This is a genomic window from Bacillus testis (genome assembly GCF_001243895.1).
GTDB classification, from domain to species: Bacteria; Bacillota; Bacilli; order Bacillales; family DSM-1321; genus Bacillus_AD; species Bacillus_AD testis.
Window position 1 is genome coordinate 1,555,064 of the sequence record NZ_LN851186.1, and the last position, 19,882, is coordinate 1,574,945.

The 19,882-nt window shown below is 41.6% G+C and carries 18 protein-coding genes; 15 read left to right on the plus strand and 3 right to left on the minus strand.

The genetic code is table 11. The features are described 5' to 3' along the window. Positions 1-341: 341 nt before the first annotated feature. The 3 genes from BN1765_RS08155 (at position 342) to pyc (ending at position 5,683) form a co-directional block, all read left to right on the plus strand. Positions 342-623 (plus strand): Fpa/YlaN family protein, encoded by a 282-nt coding sequence (locus BN1765_RS08155; RefSeq protein ID WP_050614650.1) that lies wholly within the window; start codon positions 342-344, stop codon positions 621-623. A gap of 327 nt (positions 624-950) precedes the next feature. After that, positions 951-2,168 carry an FtsW/RodA/SpoVE family cell cycle protein gene (locus BN1765_RS08160; protein ID WP_050616712.1) on the plus strand — a complete coding sequence of 406 codons (1,218 nt, stop codon included), beginning with the start codon at positions 951-953 and terminating at the stop codon, positions 2,166-2,168. A gap of 71 nt (positions 2,169-2,239) precedes the next feature. Next, positions 2,240-5,683 carry a pyruvate carboxylase gene (gene pyc, locus BN1765_RS08165; protein ID WP_050614651.1) on the plus strand — a complete coding sequence of 1,148 codons (3,444 nt, stop codon included), beginning with the start codon at positions 2,240-2,242 and terminating at the stop codon, positions 5,681-5,683. A 134-nt stretch (positions 5,684-5,817) separates the two neighbouring features. On the opposite strand, the gene BN1765_RS08170 is transcribed toward pyc, so the two are convergent. Further along, complete coding sequence (locus tag BN1765_RS08170) at positions 5,818-6,783, minus strand: COX15/CtaA family protein (RefSeq protein ID WP_050614652.1); 966 nt, start codon at positions 6,781-6,783, stop codon at positions 5,818-5,820. Positions 6,784-7,568: 785 nt separating this feature from the next. On the opposite strand from BN1765_RS08170, the gene cyoE reads away from it, so the two are divergent. The 8 genes from cyoE to BN1765_RS08210 all read left to right on the plus strand — a co-directional run bounded on the left by cyoE (position 7,569) and on the right by BN1765_RS08210 (position 15,123). After that, positions 7,569-8,486 carry a heme o synthase gene (gene cyoE, locus BN1765_RS08175; protein ID WP_050614653.1) on the plus strand — a complete coding sequence of 306 codons (918 nt, stop codon included), beginning with the start codon at positions 7,569-7,571 and terminating at the stop codon, positions 8,484-8,486. Between the two features lie 274 nt (positions 8,487-8,760). Then, entirely contained in the window at positions 8,761-9,843 is a 1,083-nt protein-coding gene (gene coxB / locus BN1765_RS08180; protein ID WP_050614654.1) for a cytochrome c oxidase subunit II, read from the plus strand. Positions 9,844-9,877: 34 nt separating this feature from the next. Next, positions 9,878-11,749: a cytochrome c oxidase subunit I gene (ctaD, locus tag BN1765_RS08185; protein WP_050614655.1), complete on the plus strand. Its 1,872-nt coding sequence runs from the start codon at positions 9,878-9,880 to the stop codon at positions 11,747-11,749. Further along, the gene (locus BN1765_RS08190) at positions 11,749-12,378 is read left to right on the plus strand and encodes a cytochrome c oxidase subunit 3 (RefSeq protein WP_050614656.1); all 630 of its coding nucleotides are present in this window, start codon (positions 11,749-11,751) and stop codon (positions 12,376-12,378) included. The genes ctaD and BN1765_RS08190 overlap by 1 nt, the downstream gene beginning before the upstream one ends. A gap of 3 nt (positions 12,379-12,381) precedes the next feature. Further along, on the plus strand, positions 12,382-12,717 hold the full coding sequence (ctaF, locus tag BN1765_RS08195; RefSeq protein WP_050614657.1) for a cytochrome c oxidase subunit IVB: 336 nt from the start codon (positions 12,382-12,384) through the stop codon (positions 12,715-12,717). Positions 12,718-12,875: 158 nt separating this feature from the next. Next, positions 12,876-13,793, plus strand: a complete 918-nt coding sequence (ctaG, locus tag BN1765_RS08200) for a cytochrome c oxidase assembly factor CtaG (RefSeq protein ID WP_187119432.1) — start codon at positions 12,876-12,878, stop codon at positions 13,791-13,793. 114 nt (positions 13,794-13,907) lie between these two features. Next, positions 13,908-14,366: a DUF420 domain-containing protein gene (locus tag BN1765_RS08205; RefSeq protein ID WP_050614658.1), complete on the plus strand. Its 459-nt coding sequence runs from the start codon at positions 13,908-13,910 to the stop codon at positions 14,364-14,366. A gap of 232 nt (positions 14,367-14,598) precedes the next feature. After that, positions 14,599-15,123, plus strand: coding sequence for a hypothetical protein (locus tag BN1765_RS08210; RefSeq protein ID WP_050614659.1), 525 nt, complete (start codon positions 14,599-14,601; stop codon positions 15,121-15,123). Positions 15,124-15,242: 119 nt separating this feature from the next. Here BN1765_RS08210 and ytvI read toward each other — a convergent pair whose 3' ends face one another. Beyond that, positions 15,243-16,301 (minus strand): sporulation integral membrane protein YtvI, encoded by a 1,059-nt coding sequence (gene ytvI, locus BN1765_RS08215; protein ID WP_050614660.1) that lies wholly within the window; start codon positions 16,299-16,301, stop codon positions 15,243-15,245. A gap of 288 nt (positions 16,302-16,589) precedes the next feature. Further along, complete coding sequence (locus tag BN1765_RS08220; protein ID WP_050614661.1) at positions 16,590-16,955, minus strand: YugN family protein; 366 nt, start codon at positions 16,953-16,955, stop codon at positions 16,590-16,592. Between the two features lie 377 nt (positions 16,956-17,332). On the opposite strand from BN1765_RS08220, the gene BN1765_RS08225 reads away from it, so the two are divergent. The 4 genes from BN1765_RS08225 to BN1765_RS08240 all read left to right on the plus strand — a co-directional run bounded on the left by BN1765_RS08225 (position 17,333) and on the right by BN1765_RS08240 (position 19,833). Further along, the gene (locus tag BN1765_RS08225) at positions 17,333-18,340 is read left to right on the plus strand and encodes a CAP domain-containing protein (protein ID WP_230199509.1); all 1,008 of its coding nucleotides are present in this window, start codon (positions 17,333-17,335) and stop codon (positions 18,338-18,340) included. A gap of 295 nt (positions 18,341-18,635) precedes the next feature. Continuing rightward, the gene (gene ylbD / locus BN1765_RS08230) at positions 18,636-19,055 is read left to right on the plus strand and encodes a spore coat protein YlbD (protein WP_050614662.1); all 420 of its coding nucleotides are present in this window, start codon (positions 18,636-18,638) and stop codon (positions 19,053-19,055) included. 16 nt (positions 19,056-19,071) lie between these two features. After that, the gene (locus BN1765_RS08235) at positions 19,072-19,308 is read left to right on the plus strand and encodes a YlbE-like family protein (protein WP_050614663.1); all 237 of its coding nucleotides are present in this window, start codon (positions 19,072-19,074) and stop codon (positions 19,306-19,308) included. An 84-nt stretch (positions 19,309-19,392) separates the two neighbouring features. Beyond that, a complete protein-coding gene (locus BN1765_RS08240) occupies positions 19,393-19,833 on the plus strand; it encodes a YlbF/YmcA family competence regulator (RefSeq protein WP_050614664.1) in 441 nt (146 codons plus the stop codon). The last annotated feature ends 49 nt before the right edge of the window (positions 19,834-19,882 follow it).

Here is a 19,882-nt window from a genome sequence, read left to right on the forward strand (position 1 = left end):
ATATAAGTTTGTTATAAGTTTGTTTCTGTTTAAGTATATAGAAGATTTAAACGGTTGGAAAATGGAATGACTTGTAGGGAGTTTTCAAATATTCTCGACCGATTCCTTTTTTGGCTGCTCTTTTGTGATTGTAGGGGGAGTCTTAGCGGTAAAACGAAAGAAGATGGAAAATTTTAATACTATTTATTTTGTACCAATTTACTTTTATGGGGACAAAGGGTAAAATAGCAGATAACGTTTATTTATTCATAACTCAGTGATATTCTTGTGTTTTCACTATATAAAGGTTAAAATTTAGAGGTAGATTAGTTAAATAGTCGCTCTGAAACGGGGGATTTAGTATGACATCAGAAATGCTGATCAATCATCGAGAAAAAGCATTTGCCATTCTTAAGGCAGATGCCGATAAAATATTGAAGTTGATTAAGGTTCAAATGGATAACCTCACAATGCCTCAGTGTCCGCTGTATGAAGAAGTGTTAGATACTCAGATGTACGGCCTTTCTAAAGAAATAGATTTTGCAGTCCGCTTAGGTTTAGTGGAGGAAGACGAGGGTAAATCACTTCTAGAGCAACTTGAGAGAGAGTTATCAGCTTTACATGAAGCTTCCTTGAAAAAATAACAGGTCTCTGTAAAACTCAAACAATGCTTTTTCGTTGTTTGAGTTTTTTTGAATCGTTTTTCATGTATAATAGCTTTGAAAAGGCTCAATGACAAGTTAAGTTATATTTACATAATTTAACAAGTGATAAAATCCACTTCTTCGGTATATAATTTTAAATATTCTATATATTCTAAAAATAATTTGTTATTTCCCTGTGAGAAATGGTAAAATCAATACAATAATGTAATGTTGTTTAGAGGAAATTGAGTATAACACATTAAATAAATATGTTATACTTATATTACCTCCCATTTAGCGTTGCATTATAAAAAGAGGTCGATTATGATGTTTAAAAAAATAGCAAGGTCTTACGATTACAGTTTGATAGGATCGATCATTCTTTTAAGTTTATTTGGTCTTGTGATGATTTATAGTGCCAGCTCTGTGATCGGCCCGGAAAGATATGGCGTCGAAAGCGATTATTTTTTTCAAAAACAAAGAATCCATTTGATACTCGGGTTTATCCTATTTGCTTTCTTTGCCTTTCTTCCATATAAGTTGTACCAGACAAAGAAAGTGTTGCAAACGATCTTTTTTGGCTCTGTAGCTGTGTTGGCGCTTCTTTTTGTTATAGGCCATACTTCTAATAACGCTCAAAGCTGGCTGAAAATCGGAGGGATGGTTATACAGCCGTCAGAGTTTATCAAATTGGGCATGATTATCTACCTATCGGCTGTTTATGCAAAGAAGCAAAGTTATATTAATAACTTCAATCTAGCAGTTATGCCGCCAATCATTTTTCTTGGCGCTGTTTGTTCTTTGATTGTCATGCAGCCAGATTTCGGTACTGCACTGATCATCTTCCTGATTGCAACAACAGTCATCCTTTCATGCGGGATGGGCATGAAAAATATCATGAAACTTGTTGGTATTTTATTGGCGCTTGGTTTATTGATCTCCCCGCTTGTGCTCATTAAGAAAGATTCGATTTTTACAGATAACCGAATGGGGCGGATCAATAGCTTCCTGAACCCGTTCGAATATGAAAAAGGGGAAGGCTACCAGCTGGTCAACTCTTATATCGCCATAGGTTCAGGAGGAGTAACGGGAAAAGGGCTGGGTGACAGTATCCAGAAATACGGGTATTTGCCTGAGCCGCATACCGATTTTATCATGGCTATCATATCGGAAGAGCTCGGTATTTTTGGTGTAGGTTTTGTCCTGCTCTCCCTTGGATTTATCGTGATGAAAGGCTATCGGATAGCTGGGAAATGCCACGACCCATTTGGAAGCCTGTTAGCGATCGGCATCACCAGTATGATCGGCATTCAGTCATTCATCAACCTGGGAGGGCTGACAGGGTTAATCCCAATCACTGGGGTTCCTTTGCCGTTTGTTTCGTATGGCGGATCATCCATCTTTTTGCTGGCAATCTCCATGGGTGTATTGGTAAATGTCAGCATGTTTACCAAATATGAAAACAACTATAAATATCGTATACAAGAGACTGTTACTCCGACTGGTGAAGAGCTGCCAGGCAGTAAACGGTTCTCAGTTAAATAGGTATCAACAAATTACCCTATTGGATAATTTGATCACATATTTCTCTAAAATACTTAAAGTGGGTGTTGAGATTGGAAAGACGTATTAAAAAGGTACTTGCCGCCAACCGCGGTGAAATTGCCATCCGAGTATTCAGAGCTTGTACGGAATTGAATATCCGGACAGTAGCGATTTATTCAAAGGAAGATTCCGAATCCTATCATCGCTTCAAAGCGGATGAAGCTTATTTGGTCGGTGAGGGCAAGAAACCGATTGATGCTTATCTGGATATTGAAGGCATTATCGATATTGCCAAAGATGCTGAGGTCGATGCCATCCATCCAGGCTATGGATTCCTATCGGAGAATATTGAATTCGCAAAACGCTGTGAAGAAGAAGGCATCATTTTTATCGGTCCGGAAACAAAACATTTAGATATGTTCGGAGATAAGGTGAAAGCCCGTACACAGGCAGTCCTTGCCGATATCCCGGTCATTCCAGGAAGCGACGGCCCTGTTGGATCGTTGGAAGACGTCATTGCGTTTGGGCAAGAGCATGGATTCCCGATTATCATCAAGGCATCTCTTGGAGGCGGCGGGAGAGGCATGCGAATTGTCCACAGCCTCGAGGAAGTGAATGAAGCATATGACCGCGCCAAGTCAGAGGCAAAAGCAGCTTTTGGAAATGATGAAGTCTACGTGGAAAAATATGTCCAAAATCCTAAACATATCGAAGTTCAGATCCTAGGCGATTCCGAAGGGAATATTGTGCATTTGTACGAAAGAGACTGTTCCGTCCAAAGACGCCATCAAAAAGTCGTCGAGCTTGCCCCTTCCGTGTCGCTTTCGGAGGAACTGCGCCATAGCATCTGTAACGCGGCAGTCAAATTAATGGACAATGTCAAATACGTCAACGCCGGTACTGTAGAATTCCTGGTGGCCGATGATCAATTTTATTTCATCGAAGTTAATCCGCGTGTTCAGGTTGAGCATACAGTTACTGAAATGATCACAGGCATCGATATCGTCCAATCGCAAATCCTGATTGCTGAGGGATATAGTTTACATAGCAAGAAAGTGAATATTCCGCAACAAGCTGACATCCCGTTATTTGGTTACGCAATCCAATCAAGAATCACAACGGAAGATCCATTAAATAATTTCATGCCGGATACTGGCAAAATTATGGCTTATCGTTCAGCAAGCGGATTTGGCGTCCGGTTGGATGCCGGAAATGCCTACCAGGGTGCTGTCATTACCCCGTATTATGATTCTCTGCTTGTAAAGGTTTCCACATGGGCTTTGACATTCGAACAAGCCTCTAATAAGATGATCCGTAATTTGAAAGAATTCCGAATCCGCGGGATCAAAACCAATATTCCATTCCTTGAAAACGTCATAAAGCATGAAAAGTTCAAGGAAGGTAAAATCGATACGTCTTTTATTGACCAAACTCCTGAATTATTCGTTTTCCCAGTGCGCAAGGACCGAGGAACCAAAATGCTTTCTTATATCGGAAATGTAACGGTCAATGGATTCCCTGGCATTGAGAAAAAGGAAAAGCCAGCATTTGAAGCGCCGCGTGGTATCTTGCTGCCGCATGGGCAAGCATACCAGCCTGGAACTAAGCAAATCCTGGAAGAGAGGGGCGCGGAAGGATTAGTTGATTGGATTAAAAAACAAAATGAAGTGTTGATCACCGATACGACATTCCGCGACGCCCACCAATCTTTATTGGCGACACGTGTCCGGACCAACGATCTCCTTCATATAGCAGAGCCGACAGCTAAGCTTCTTCCAAATCTTTTCTCGACGGAGATGTGGGGAGGGGCTACATTCGATGTTGCCTACCGGTTCTTGAAAGAAGATCCGTGGGACCGCTTGCTTTTATTGCGTGAAAAAATGCCGAACATCTTGTTCCAAATGCTTTTGCGTGGGGCAAATGCAGTAGGGTATAAGAACTATCCGGATAATGTAATCCGAACATTTATTGAATTGTCAGCACAGGGAGGAATTGACGTCTTCCGGATTTTTGATAGCCTGAATTGGGTGAAAGGAATGGAGACGGCAATTGATGCAGTAAGACAAAATGGCAAGGTCGCCGAAGCAGCTATTTGTTACACTGGGGATATTAATGATCCGACACGTACTAAGTTCACCACAGAGTATTATAAGAACTTGGCAAAAGAACTGCAGAACCAGGGAGCCCATATACTCGCCATTAAGGATATGGCCGGCTTGCTTAAACCAGCGGCAGCCTACAGGCTTATTTCAGAATTGAAGGATTCAATTGATATCCCTATCCATCTCCACACGCATGATACGAGCGGCAACGGAATCTTGACATTGAGCAGAGCAATTGATGCCGGAGTCGATATCGTGGATACAGCTATCTCATCAGTCGCCGGGATGACATCGCAGCCAAGCATGAACACTTTATGTTACGCGCTTGAAGGATCTGAGAGACAGCCGAAAATTGATATTGCTTCGACAGAAAAGCTAAGCAATTATTGGGAAGATGTACGTAAATATTATAGTGAATTCGAAAGTGGCTTGATTGCTCCTCATACGGATGTATATAAACATGAAATGCCGGGAGGACAGTACAGTAACTTGCAGCAGCAGGCTAAAGGCGTAGGCCTTGGTGATCGCTGGGAAGAAGTAAAAGATATGTACAGAAGGGTCAATTTGATGTTTGGCGATATTGTCAAGGTTACACCTTCATCAAAAGTAGTCGGAGACATGGCTTTGTTCATGGTCCAAAATAATCTGGATGAAGAATCTGTCCTCGCTAAAGGAAACAATATTGATTTTCCTGATTCCGTCATTGAATTGTTTGAAGGGATGCTTGGACAACCTGAAGGAGGCTTCCCGGCAGACTTGCAGAAAGTAATCCTTAAGGGCAGGGAAGCCATTACTGTCCGGCCGGGAGAACTGCTGGAAGATATCGACTTCAATCAACTGAAAGAAGAGCTATTCAAAGAAATCAAACGCCCTGTTTCTGGCTTTGATATCATAGCTTACGCTCTGTATCCTAAAGTATTTATCGAATATGCCAAAACAGTGGAGCGTTTCGGCAATATTTCCCGCTTAGATACGCCGACATTCTTTTATGGAATGGATATTGGCGAGGAAATAGAAGTGGAAATCGAAAAAGGCAAAACACTGATCGTTAAACTGGTAAGCATTTCCCAAGCGCATCCTGATGGTACGCGGACACTGTATTTCGATTTAAATGGCCAGCAACGAGAAATCTCCATCAAGGATGAAAGCATTCAATCGACAGTGGCGGTGAAAGTGAAAGCTGATCCTTCGAATTCGTCCCACATCGGTGCGACAATGCCGGGAACCATCATTAAGGTAGTGGTTGAACCCGGAGCTGAAGTCAAAAAAGGGGAACATTTAATTATTACAGAAGCCATGAAAATGGAAACGACTGTGCAAGCTCCTTTCAATGGCATTGTTAAAGCCATTCATGTTGCCAATGGCGATCCGATTGCAACCGGGGATCTGCTGCTGGAAATCGAAAAAAAATAAAGTGATAAAAGGTCTGCCCATTTAGAAATGGGCAGCCTTTTTTATTGGCATGGATGTGCTGTCCCGTTTAGAACGGCAAAAAAAGAAAGCCAAACCATGCATTTGGTTTGGCTTTTGCTAAAAGAAAAGAGTATTTATGATATATTTTCGTTTGGAGCCAACTTGTTTGCAGAAATGGAATGTTCGCTGGCAACAGCTTTGTTCCGTTTGCTTCTGCTTGCCAATAGAAGCATATAGCTTAAAACACCGAACAGGCAGGAAATAAAGAAAGCATGCGAAAGCGCAACAAATAAATTCAAGCGAGTAAAGATAATGAAAGCTCCCGCAATCACTTGCAGGCAAATCAAGACAAATGAAGCAATCCATCCGTATAGTATGGCTTTCTGGTGCCGGTAGTTCTTGATGGCGAGCAAAGTTGCATAGGCTACCCAAATAAAGGCAAGGCCAGCCAGCATACGGTGCCCCATTTGTATCCACTCAAATGTATTTTCAGGCATAAATGAGCCGTCGTTTCTGCATAATGGCCAATCAGCGCAGGATAAACTGGATTTGCTGTGCCTCACCAATGCCCCTGTATATACAACAAAATAAATATACAGCAAAATCCCTGTCGTATGAAACGTCATTCGGCGGTCCATGCTCAGTTTGTCTGTATCGAATTTTTTATCCACTTCAAAGATCAATAAGGTAAGAAGAAAAACAGCTGCGAATGAAATGAGAGAAATGCCGAAATGAAGGGCGAGTATAAAATCAGATTGTCCCCATAAAACCGCCGCTGCTCCAATTAATCCTTGAAGGATCAAAAAAGAGATGGACAATATGGCCAGAAATTTTGTTTCCCGCACATGCCCGATTTTTTTCCAGCTCCAAAAGGAAAGAATCAAAACCATAAGGCCTACAGCCCCTGAAACGGACCGGTGGGACCATTCAATCACCATTTCCTTCGTTATATCGGCTGGAATAATCTGCCCATCGCATAACGGCCATGAGCGGCCGCATCCCATACCTGAATCTGTTTTTGTAACAAGCGCTCCCCCAAGAAGGATGAGCAGCATTCCGATCGTTGTCAAAACGGCAAATCTTTTTAAAGCCCGATGCACTGGATTCCACCTTCTTTGTTTATGATGACAAGTAAAGAGCGCGAGAGGCTGCATCCGTGAGGAAATTCAATAGTGGATGCGCTTTCTTGCATGACCGCCGGCGATATAAATAAACATCGGCCAATCCCAGGAAAACGTTCTGGATGGGAAGAGTGACTATCATTTTAAAATAGTTTTCCCCAGCTCTTAATATCATAATAAAGAAAAAAAACGAGTTATTCAAACATAAATTTATATTTTATGTAAAATGTGGAAATAAGAAAAGAACATTGGAATCAAATATAGGATCAATGGTCTGAATAATATGGAAAAATATTTTCAATTTATAAAATTTGGAAAATAGGGGTTGAAAGTAAACTTCATTTTTGATAGAAATATAAAAGGATATTTATCCCTGGTATTCCATTTTAAGATGGATTTTTCATTCGCCATTCTGGGTATGGTTCTAAACAATAAAAAAAAAGATCGTTTTCACTGCTAGATACAACCAGAAATGAAATTCCCTTGTTTCATATATTCAAAAAGAGGTCACAAATAAGTCAAAAAATATACGAAAAACATTCACATAAACTTCTGAAAATATGCTTTAATAAACAAAGAATAGAAAAATTTGTTATTTTAATCTAATTTTAGTATAATATGGTTAAAGTTCGGCATATTTTTGAAGCTTCTGCCATACATTGGCTGAGCTCGAACCAATACAAATATAGGAATGTATGGAATAATGAGATTATAGATAATATTGCTTAATATGTTTGTCTATATTAGATAGAGGGGGAAGAAATATGTCGAACGCAAAGGCTGCGGCTGATGATCAAAGCCTTCAAAAAGAAATAACAAAAGCAAGCGCCTGGGACGATTTTCTGGCTCTTATCAAGATCGGTATTATAAAGTCTAATCTTATAACGACTTTTACAGGTATGTGGCTGGCTCTCCATTTCGCCAAGCTTGGTTTTTTAAACAATCTGGATACGGTTTTTTATACCTTGATGGGGACTGCGCTCATTATAGGCGGAGCAGGGACTATAAATAATTATATCGATCGCGATATTGATCAATTAATGGAGCGGACCAAGGCAAGACCAACCGTCACAGGCAAGTATAATGCCTCAAAAGTTCTGTTCGTTGGGATATCGCTAGTGACGGTGGGGACAATTCTATTGGCCTTAACCACGTTTACAGCTGCTGTATTGGGACTAATAGGCGTATTTGCGTATAGTATTGTATATACTTATTCTAAGAGAAAACTAGTTTCAAATACGATAATCGGCAGCTTTTCCGGAGCCATTCCGCCGCTGATCGGCTGGGCTGCTGTTGAGCCTCATTTAGGCACAGTCGCCTGGACACTTTTCCTGATTATGTTTCTTTGGCAGCCTCCGCATTTTTACGCGCTTGCTATGCGCCGCTCGGAAGAATACCGTAAAGCCGGTGTTCCTATGCTGCCTGTAGTAAAAGGCTTTAAACGCACAAAAATCTCCACCAATTTATGGGTGCTATTCCTGATGCCGATTCCATTTTTCTTGACAGATCTCGGCATGCCTTTGGTTATTTTGACAGCCGTCTTGAATATTGGCTGGCTGGCTTTAGGTTTATATGGTTTTAAGATGAAAGATGATATTAAATGGGCAAAAAGCATGTTTATCTATTCGTTGAATTACTTGACGATTCTATTTGTTTCAATGGTTATTGTAACCTTGATATAGAACGCGATGAAGATGGGCGGTGGGGCTTCCTGCCGCCATCAGCGTTCATGCAGTCTGCAATGGTGCCAAGGGCGGTAAACACGGACAACGTACATACACAGGACTGATTGCTTACATATTGATAGCGGAAACGGTTTGCCGCCGGAAGCTGCATTGCCATTAGCCGGAAGTTTCCTCTAAGGGATTATAGAGGTTTAAATAGAGGGAATTTTCAGTAGATTGTTGTTTCAGAGGGATTGTGAGAAAAATTTAAAGAAAGAGGGGTTTCATAATTATGGAGAAACGGCTGAAAAAATGGCGTTTATTTGGCTTGTTATCGCTTCTGGCTCTTGTATTGTCTGGATGCGGCAAACGCAGTTTATCGGCTTTACAGCCGGCGGGCGAAGTGGCAGAAAAGCAATATGGGCTTATGGTGCTAAGCACTTCTATTATGGTGTTGGTAATCGTGGTCGTCACTTTGATCTTTTTGTATGTAATTTTTAAATTCAGACGTAAAAATGATGACAGGAAAATCCCTAAACAAATTGAAGGCAATCATAAGCTGGAAATGATCTGGACCATTATCCCGATCATCCTACTGCTTATACTTGCTGTACCGGTGGTTGCCGATACATTTAATTTAGCGGATGTTTCAGCCATGAACAAAAAAGATAAAGACGGAAAAACAAAGGATGCACTGGTCGTAAATGTCCGTTCCAATCTTTATTGGTGGGAATTCGAATATCCTGATTTAGGGGTTATTACATCGCAGGACCTAGTGGTTCCAACAAATGAAAAGGTTTACTTTAATCTGCAATCATCCGATGTCAAGCATTCATTCTGGCTGCCGGCAGCAGGTGGGAAGATGGATACGAATGTGGATGGCATTAACCAGTTTTACCTAGAATTCGATAGTAAAAAAGCGGATGAGGCAGGCAATATTTTTTATGGAAAATGCGCTGAGCTTTGTGGTCCTTCACATGCGTTGATGGATTTCAAAGTGAAAACGGTCTCAAAGGATGACTTCAAAACGTGGGTAAGCGATATGCAAGGGGCAACCGAAGCGCCAAAAGCAGAAGGAACACTTGCGCAGGAAGGGGAAAAACTCTTCACGGACCAAGGATGTATCGGCTGCCATGCTGTTACGCCGAACGACAAGAGGCCAATGGCAGCAAGAAAAGCGCCTAACTTGGCAACATTCGGTGAACGAGAACGGGTTGCGGGCATCCTTGACCATAATGAAGAAAATATCAAAAAATGGCTAACTGAATCACAGGATTTGAAGCCGGGCAATACAATGCCGGCCTATGACAAATTAAGCGAACAAGAGTTGGACGCTCTTGCGGCTTATCTCATGCAGTTGAAGGTAGAAAAATGACCAGGGATTAATTGAACCAAAGGGAGGTAAAAACGTGAGTACGTACGCTCAAAAAAAGGGGTTCGGCAGTTTTATATGGGACTACTTAACAACCGTGGACCACAAAAAGATTGCCCACTTATATTTAGTGGCTGGCGGACTGTTCTTTGTGATCGGCGGATTAGAAGCCATGTTCATGAGAATCCAATTGGCTGTTCCAAATAACAATTTTATCAGTGGCGGTTTATTTAATGAAATCATGACGATGCACGGTACAACGATGATTTTCCTGGCTGCCATGCCGTTAGTATTCGCATTTATGAATGCAGTGGTTCCATTGCAGATAGGTGCCCGGGACGTAGCTTTTCCATTTTTGAATTCACTGGGATTTTGGTTGTTTTTATTTGGAGGCCTTTTCCTAAATCTATCATGGTTCTTTGATGGCGCTCCGGATGCAGGATGGACCTCTTACGCTTCATTATCGTTGGCTTCCGAAGGCCACGGCATTGATTTTTATGCGCTTGGCTTGCAGATATCCGGGGCTGGGACTTTAATCGGGGGAATCAACTTCTTGGTGACAATCATCAATATGCGTGCACCTGGCATGACCTATATGAGAATGCCGCTGTTCACTTGGTCCACATTTGTTGTTTCTGCTCTTATCTTATTTGCATTCCCGCCGTTGACTGTCGGATTGTTTTTAATGATATTCGACCGCATGTTCGGCGCTAACTTCTTCCATGTAGCAATGGGAGGAAATACAATTATATGGGAACATTTATTCTGGATCTTCGGACATCCTGAGGTATACATTCTAATCCTTCCGGCATTCGGAATTTTCTCGGAAATATTTGCAACATTTTCAAGAAAGAGATTATTCGGTTATTCATCAATGGTGTTTGCCACTGTATTGATTGGCTTTCTTGGCTTCATGGTTTGGGCCCACCATATGTTCACTGTAGGATTAGGCCCGATTGCCAATGCTATTTTTGCGGTGGCAACAATGGCGATTGCCGTGCCTACCGGCATTAAAATCTTTAACTGGCTTTTGACGATGTGGGGAGGAAGCATCAAGTTTACGGTCCCTATGTTGTATGCCGTAGCCTTTATTCCATCATTCGTCATGGGTGGAGTAACAGGGATCATGAATGCGGCAGCGCCGGCGGATTATCAGTATCACGATACGTATTTCGTTGTTGCCCATTTCCACTACGTTATTGTAGGGGGAGTCGTGTTGGGCTTGCTAGCTGGGGCTCATTTTTACTGGCCAAAAATGTTCGGAACAATGCTGAATGAAGCGATGGGGAAAGTCTCGTTCTGGCTGTTCTTGATCGGCTTCCATTTGACATTCTTCATCCAACATTTCTTAGGTTTGATGGGGATGCCGCGCCGCGTGTTCACATATTTGCCGAACCAAGGCCTTGATACTGGCAATATGATCAGCTCGGTTGGCGCTGGACTAATGGCCATTGCTGTCGTTGTCTTATTGGTCAATATTGTCATCACCTCGGTTAAAAATGAAAAGGTCGGAAATGATCCGTGGGGAGACGGGCGTACACTTGAATGGGCTATTCCTTCTCCGCCGCCTCATTACAATTTCAAACAACTTCCGTTGGTAAGGGGTCTTGACGCTTATTGGCTTGAGAAGATGGAAGGCAAAAAAGGCATGACGCCAGCTGAACCAATCGGTGACATCCATATGCCTAACCCTTCTTTCATCCCATTTATGATTTCTCTTGGCTTGTTTATCGCCGCATTTGGCGCCATGTATGTCAAGAGCGGGACGCCTTGGGCACTGCCTGTACTAATCGGCGGTATGCTTGTGACCTTTATAAGCATGTTTGTCCGGTCGGTAAAAGACGATCTGGGCCACCATATCCATAAGGAAGAGTTAATGGATGAAGAGGAAAAAGGAGGGATTGCATAATGCACGCAGATGAAAAATTCACTGAAGCAACATGGCCTTCCTCTCCTGAAAGGGCAACATTGGAAGGCAAAAATAAATTTGTCGGCTTCTGGTTATTCCTAGGCGGCGAAACAGTGCTGTTCGCTACTCTGTTCGCCACCTATTTGGCACTGAAGGATAAGGTGCCGAATGAATCGATGCCGCATGCGAAAGACTTATTCCAGATGGACCTTGTCATCGTTGCTACTCTTTTGCTTTTGACCAGTTCATTGACCAGCGTCTACGCTATGTATCATATGAAAAATTATAACTTTAAGGGAATGCAGGCTTGGCTATTGGTAACCGTCTTGCTAGGAGCGGCATTCCTGGGCGTTGAAATCTACGAGTTCAACCATTATGTGCATGAGTTCCATTTCACATTTGCTGGTTCAGCATTCGGCTCGGCTTTTTATACCCTTGTAGGGTTCCATGGAGGCCACGTCGCTTTCGGTCTTTGCTGGATCACTACCCTAATGGTACGGAATGCGAAACGCGGCCTTAGCCTGTATAATGCGCCAAAATTCTATGTGGCTAGCCTTTACTGGCACTTTATTGATGTTGTATGGGTATTTATCTTTACAGTTGTATACTTAATGGGGATGGTGGGATAAAGTATGGATCAAAATCAAACTCATTTTGCTCGCCAGGATGCCGATTTGAAGTATCGCCGTAAGAAAAATGCGGAGGAAATGAAATATCAAGTGATTTCTTTTTCACTGATGATTTTTCTGACGTTGGTTTCATTTATTGCCGTAGGATATGATGGCTTTTCAAGATGGTTCATTTTGCCGACGATTTTATTGTTAGCAGTTGTCCAAGTGATCTTTCAATTGTATTATTTTATGCACATGAGCCATAAAGGCCATGGCATCATAAGCATCTTTTTGTATTCCGGTCTGACAGTGGGAGCCATCACGATTTTGGCTTTCATGACCATTATCTGGATTTAAGCGTTTTGGCTGATGGTGATAGGAGGCCTTATAGGGGCCGCTTCCTTCTCTATCAGCCTTTTTAGGTGAGAGAGCTGTTGTGAGGTTGGAACTGGTCTTGTGTTTTTTTAGCAGAGGGTGAAAATGCATATGAAAGAGTTTGAAGAGAAGGGGTGGACATGTTGACACTCGATATTTTTGGATTCAGGGCTTTATGGAGCCCATATTTTGGCTGTTCGTTGATCATTATAGGCATTCTTTATTTCTTAGTTACAGGAAAGCTTCGGTCTAGTTTTAAGAGGGACAGCGAGGCATTGACTGCTAAGCAGGCTTTTCTATTCATTACGGTGCTTATTCTGCTTTATGCGTTGAAAGGATCGCCGATTGATCTATTGGGGCATATCATGTTCAGCGTCCATATGACACAAATGGCTGTCTTATTTTTAGTTATACCGCCTATGCTGATTGTGGCTATTCCCGCTTGGTTATGGCGAAGCATGATCAATTGGAAGCCGATCAAAGGCGTGTTTCACTTTTTAACCAAGCCGTTGATTGCTTTATTCGTATTTAATGCAACGTTTTCGTTTTATCATATACCGGCCATTTTTGACAGCATTAAGATGAACATGGTCCTTCATGCCGGGTATACGGTACTGCTTTTCATCACTTCCATTTGTATGTGGTGGCCGATCATGAACAAGCTGGAAGAATATCAGCAGTTTTATGGAATTAAAAGAATCGGCTATATCTTCGCCAATGGAATGCTGTTAACGCCTGCTTGCGGGTTAATCATCTTTGCCGGCCATCCTATGTATGAAACCTACTCGAATCCTGTCCATTGGATGTCAGCGATGAAACTGTGCGTGCCGCCGGATGCATTGGCCAATGCTTCCATTACAGGGCCGGAACTGTTTAATACCATGCCATTACTGGAGGATCAAAGGACCGGGGGCGTGATTATGAAGATTATCCAAGAAATCGTTTTTGGTATCGTTTTGGCACAAATCTTCTTCTCCTGGGCTAGAGAAGAACGAAAATCGGAATTGGATTTAAATCCTGTAGGCAAAACAGACATGATGGGCAGTTCGACCAAATAAGGATCCTTTTGCTTGGCAATCAAAAATTTGTCAGTGTTGTTACAATTATTGAAAAAAACTGGCAAGTCTATTAGAATAAAGAGGAATTATACACGAGAGGGCGTCTAAAAATTTATGTTACCGATCTTACCAACAATCAGCACTAGTTTCATAGTCTTGAGTGCTATTACAGTTGCCATTGGCTGGATATTGATTAAGCAAAGAAAGGTTGCTGCCCATCAAAAAGCGATGATTACGGCAGCTGTATTTGCAGTTTTATTTTTCTTAATTTATGTCAGCAGAACTGTGTTTATTGGCAATACGGCGTTTGGAGGCCCAGATTCCGTTAAGATTTACTACACGATTTTCTTAATTATACATATCACGCTAGCTACGATCGGAGCTGTCCTCGGGATAATGACATTATGGGCAGGCTTCAAGAAAAATCTTGCTTTTCATAGAAAAATCGGACCCGTTACCAGCATTGTATGGTTCATAACAGCCATCATGGGTGTTACAGTCTATTTATTGCTATATGTATTTTATAAAGGCGGGGAAACCACTTCGGTCATAAAAGCTATACTTGGTTTCTAAAAAAAGGAATGAATAGAGGATATTGCTTAATATAATAAAGCAATATCCTTTTTTATATGTTCGGAATGTCTTTCAATCTTTTCTAGGAACCAAAACGTACACAGTAAAATGAGATTGAAGAAGAAGGGGGAAAACAGGAGATACAGGAAATTGGTTCAACCGACGATCGGCTGGGATGGATGCCCCGTCGATTAAAATTTCCTTTGATGACATGTGAACGGAAGGGAGAAACATGAAAGATTATAAAACTGAAAATATAATGATTATGAATTGTTCTTTAGATCTTGCTAAGTCAATTGTATTGTTCAGAAAAGAGCTCACTGATCGATCGCCTATAACGATTCCTGGCCAATGGCCATCTTACCGATTTCGCTCCTTCCTTCCTTTTTTGATTGAAGATATGGAGAAGGAACAAGATTCTCCTTTTCACTTATGGATATTGGCTGATTTGATCAATAAAATGATGGTTGGCGATTTCCTGATGTACCCCTCCATGCGGCAAAAAGGCGTTGCCTATCTCGAAGTACATTATCTTTCTTTCAAGGAAGAAAGGCTCTATTTTAAGGAAAGTTTGCGTTTATTTCTGGAGTATGTCATGCCACAATTTAAAGGGCGGTACGATCAAGTAGCCCTTGAAGTCCAGTATACGGATCATTTCAAAATGGAGTTGCTAAAAAAGTTTGGGTTTACCTTAAAGAAAAATGACCATCCCTATTTATTATGGTCTTATAAGGTAATCAAAAAAGAAGACAAATGAAAAAGGGCCATCTCAACTTTTCCGGCTTCATCCTATAAAAAGCAAAAAGGCAGGAATGTTGAATGGATAACATTCCTGCCTTTTGTGTTTTAGAAATGACCCATTGGCCAGTCCTTTTCTTATATTTTTACATTCCATTGAATCAATCCTGCTTCTTTGGCAGCTGTGAACGCAATCAAGATGAGCGGGCCGATAATAAAGCCGAGGAGGCCGAATAGTTTTAGCCCGATGTACATAGCGATTAGCGTTGCCAGAGGTGACAATCCAATATGGTTTCCCATCACTTTTGGTTCGACCGTACGCCTGATGACGAGAAGAATTAGTGCTAAAATGGCTAGCTGGGTACCGGATTCAGTGTTTCCGGTGATCATATCGAACACAGACCAGGGAGCAAGGACCACGATGGAGCCGATGATGGGAATCAAATCAATAATCCAAATGACTAATGCCATCACCAATGCTATTTCAGGCTTGATGAATATCAGCCCTATCAAGGCGGCAATAAAAATAATAATGCTGACTAGGAATTGGGCTTTTAAGAAGCCGAATACCACGTTTGACAACCGCTTATTCATGTAGCGGACTTTATCTGCTGTTTGATCTTTCAACAAACTGTACATGCCTGCCTTCAGTTTTGGCAAGTCAATCAAGAATAAGAATAGAGCGATCAGATAAACAACAAAGCTAACCATATAGGATGGGATAGCTTTTACAAAGTTGGTGGCCTTTTCAATGGTCAGCAAACTTCCCAATTCATTCGTGATATAATCAAAAGATGTCTGAACCTGATTACTCACAGCTTCCTTTATCGCTTTCGGAAGATTTTCCGATGCGTCAATGATGTCCTGCTCTATGATTTTCCATTCACGGTTGATTTCCTGTACGTACTGGGGCGCTTTCTCAATAATTTGCGCGGCTTCTGTGATCACCTTGGTAGTGACAATAAAACCGGAAATTCCTATACATGAGATGAACAGCAAGAAAACCAGCATGACGGATAGTTTTTGATTGAAGGAGAATTTGATTTGCAGCAGTGTCACTAACGGTGCAAGCAAAAGGGAGGTGGCCAGTGCGGCTATTAATGGAATTGAAACCGGCAGGATATAATAGCATAGGATCGCTATTAGGGCGAGAACTGCTAAGGTGATGATCCGTTGTTTTGTAAAAATCCGTTTCAATGTTTTCTCCTCTCTGACTAGGCTATAAGGCCTATTATCTTTGTTTACTTATTATAAAAGGTATCGACAGGAGAAAACAAGGAGGCTCATATTATTCCCATGTTTTACTTATAAAGTGAAACTTGGGGGGGGCATTCATCTCCACCGATTATTAGTTGAACCAATCGGATTTTTACTGGCGGTTGATCTCTTCACTGCACTTCTTGGCCTGGGCGTTTTAGCGCCAGTTGGGATCAATATGGAGTAAAGAAAAAGATGCCTGGATAACAGGGCATCTTTCACATGCAGCTACCTATGTAAAGCAAATGCTTCGACTTCTTTTGTAACCGAGGTTAAAATCTCCTCGCATTTTCTGACCAAATCAGGGGGAAAGTATTCTCCTTCTCCATATTCCAAACCATGAGGATAATAATGTTTGCCCAATAGCGGTACAATCAATTGGATGATGGCGCGGTGGGCTCCTACATCGCCTTCTACAGCATATCCTTGGACACGAAGATAATATACATCATTATTGATTTCAAATTTGCGGTCATAGTTTACGCGCTCATAATCCCATTGCTCTGCACGTATTAATCCATGTTCTTGCATAACCTCATCCAAACGATTAATCTCCGCTTGAAGTTGCTCCAATCCAGTATCTTCAAATCTCATTTAAAACCCTCCTTATATTGCGCCCATGTAAAAATATAAGGAAATATGTAAAAAATTATATACTATGCCAATATTTCCTTATTTTTATAATAGTATGAAAGGAAGGAAGTTGCAACGTACAGTTGGCGAGAATGGAAGAAATTCACCAAAGTGACATGATCCCGGGTGAAAAGCGCTATATTGATTAAGGGTGCTGCCTGTAGTAAAATAACAAAAAAGTCATAAAGATTAAAAGGTTAATTATTCAGGTAGTCCGTGTAAATGAACATATATTCGATCTATTAACCTAAATGATCTAATACCCTTACATCATCCGTATTTGAGAGGGGAGAAAATCTCTGAAAATCATTGGAAAGATTATTATTTTAGCAGTTATTGTGTTTATAGGCAGTCTTTATTTTGATAATAACGATAAAGACCCGGCTTTGAACGATGAACGTTCTGCTAACCAAGTTCAGAACACAACCGGCCTGAACAAAAATATGAATGAAGTAGGTCGAAAACCTAGCAGCGGGCTAGCTCTTTATGTGGGGGGCAGCAGTGCAGCTATTATAGATACCTTTGGCCAACCTGCCCGAAAAGATCCTTCCTCTTATGGCTATGACTGGTGGATATATAATGCTTCCCCGGAAGGATATATGCAGGTAGGCGTTAAGAATAACAAAGTTGTTACCATTTATGCTTTAGGGAAAAGGGCAAATGTGTCTCCCATTACAATCGGACAAAAAGTGGACGAGCTCTTCCGTTCCTTCAATCTGGAAACCACTATCGATCTTGAATGGGAAGGCAATTCTTATCGATTTGAATTATCAGAAGAGGATCTTGGCATGCGGCCATTGGTAAAGGTCGGAGATGTATATGCCCAAGTCTATATCGATAAGTTTACCGGAAAAATATCAAGTGTCAGATTTTTGGATGTAGAAACGCTTGTTAAACAGCGGCCATATGAACTGATCTATCGAGGAAACCTTCCTAAAGATGAAGAGCTGTCGGAAGAGGATTGGAAGAAGATTCAAGCGGGAGATGAACAGCAAATCTTCGACATAACCAATGTTATTCGGGAGCGGTTTGGGCTCCATCCGGTAAAATGGGATGAAGCCACTAGCAAAGTAGCTTATCTTCATAGCCTGGATATGTATAAGGAAGACTACTTTTCACATGACTCGCCCGTATATGGCGATTTGGCTAAACGATTGCAGACAGGCAATGTTAAATACCGGTTGGCGGGTGAAAATATCGCCGCCAAATATGTGGACGGGGTTGCAGCTTTTGAAGGCTGGCTCAATAGCAAAGGACACCGGGAAGCTTTATTGAATAAGGAATTCACTTATTTGGGAGTGGGTGTCCATCAAAAATACTATACACAGAATTTCATTGAAAAATAAGCAAAGAGGGCTGTCATATGTTACAGCCCTCTTTGCTTTTTAGCATCAAGGTGAAACTTTGATGGGGGGGTTATCCTCCATTCCATCCATTCTATACAGTATTTAATTGAATCAACCTTGTTTTTTATTGCTTGGCCTTCCCTCAACACTTTTTTGGCTACGCTGCTATTGTAAAGTGGGAGGTCAGAACGGGATAAAAAGACCATGCACTTTTTGGGGGAATCTTGCATACGGTGTTTATAGGCGAAAGGTACTCATAGCTCTAAAACATAAATGAAGGCCGGGGTGAAAGTATATGGCAAATCCATCCTCATTATCACAATTTAAATTGTTTGTAAGGAATCATCCCTTATTAGTGAAAGAAGTAAGAAGAGGCGTTTATACATGGCAGGAAATATATGAAGATTGGTTTTTGCTGGGGGAACAGCATGAAGTATGGCAAGGATATGAGGGCGAAGGCACAGTAGCAATAGATGACAAGGGGACAGAGAATCCGCAACAGGAATCCGCACCAAGTGGTGAAAAGGATACGATGGCCGCAATCTTTGAATCTCTAAAAAATGTGGATGTTCAATCGATGCAAAAGCATGTGGCAAATCTAAGCCAGGCCCTTGGCGCTATTTCCGGGGTCATTTCTTCATTCCAAAAGGCACCTGAGCCGGACCAGCAATCGCCTTCGAAAAAACAGAAGCCTTTTTCGATGAAAAAGGATTGAAGAGGAGGGGCTCGGATTGCGGCAGGATATTTATGCGTGGATCAAAGAGAATGATGACCAATTAAAGTATTTACGGCTAAAGCCGTTATGGTACCGAAAGTTGACAAGAAATCCCCAGGATTATGAAAAATTCGGCACGGAGGCGGTTTTTCACTTTGAAAAATCAATCCCGCACCGTGTCAATAAACTGACGAATGGCGTCCAGGCTGCATCCATGATGCTGAATCTATTGCAATCCATGAACGCAAAATGATGATAAATAGGACTGATTGCAGGCAAGGCTGTTTCAATTCTTTGCTTTTCCATGGTACTATAAAGGCAGGAGGTGAGTTTTTCTATGCTTGCTACTATGGAAAGAGTAGAAATTTTGCAGCAAGGTGAAGAACTGGCACAAATGATCATCAATTCTGAAGTCGGAGAGAATTATCTGGCTTCATTATATACATTGCGTCAAGATAGGGAAGCTCAAGAAAAAATAAAGAGTTTCACTAAGATGAAGGAACGGTTCGAGGAAGTGCAACGATTCGGCAGATATCATCCAGACTATAAAACCATTAATTTGGAAACAAGAACAAAAAAGAGAGAGATGGACATGCATCCGTCTGTCATTGCATTTAAACAAGCCGAAAATGCGCTTCAGGAGGTCCTGGACCAGGTTTCGGTCATTATCGCTCAGTCGGTTTCCCTTCATATTAAAACTCCTGGCGGGAATCCTTTCTTTGAGAGCGGTTGTTCAAGCGGCGGCTGTAGCAGTGGGGGCAGTTGCGGATGTTCTTAGGCCCGGAGTGAAACCGGGTCTTTTTTTTCGCGAATATCCATCCGAAATA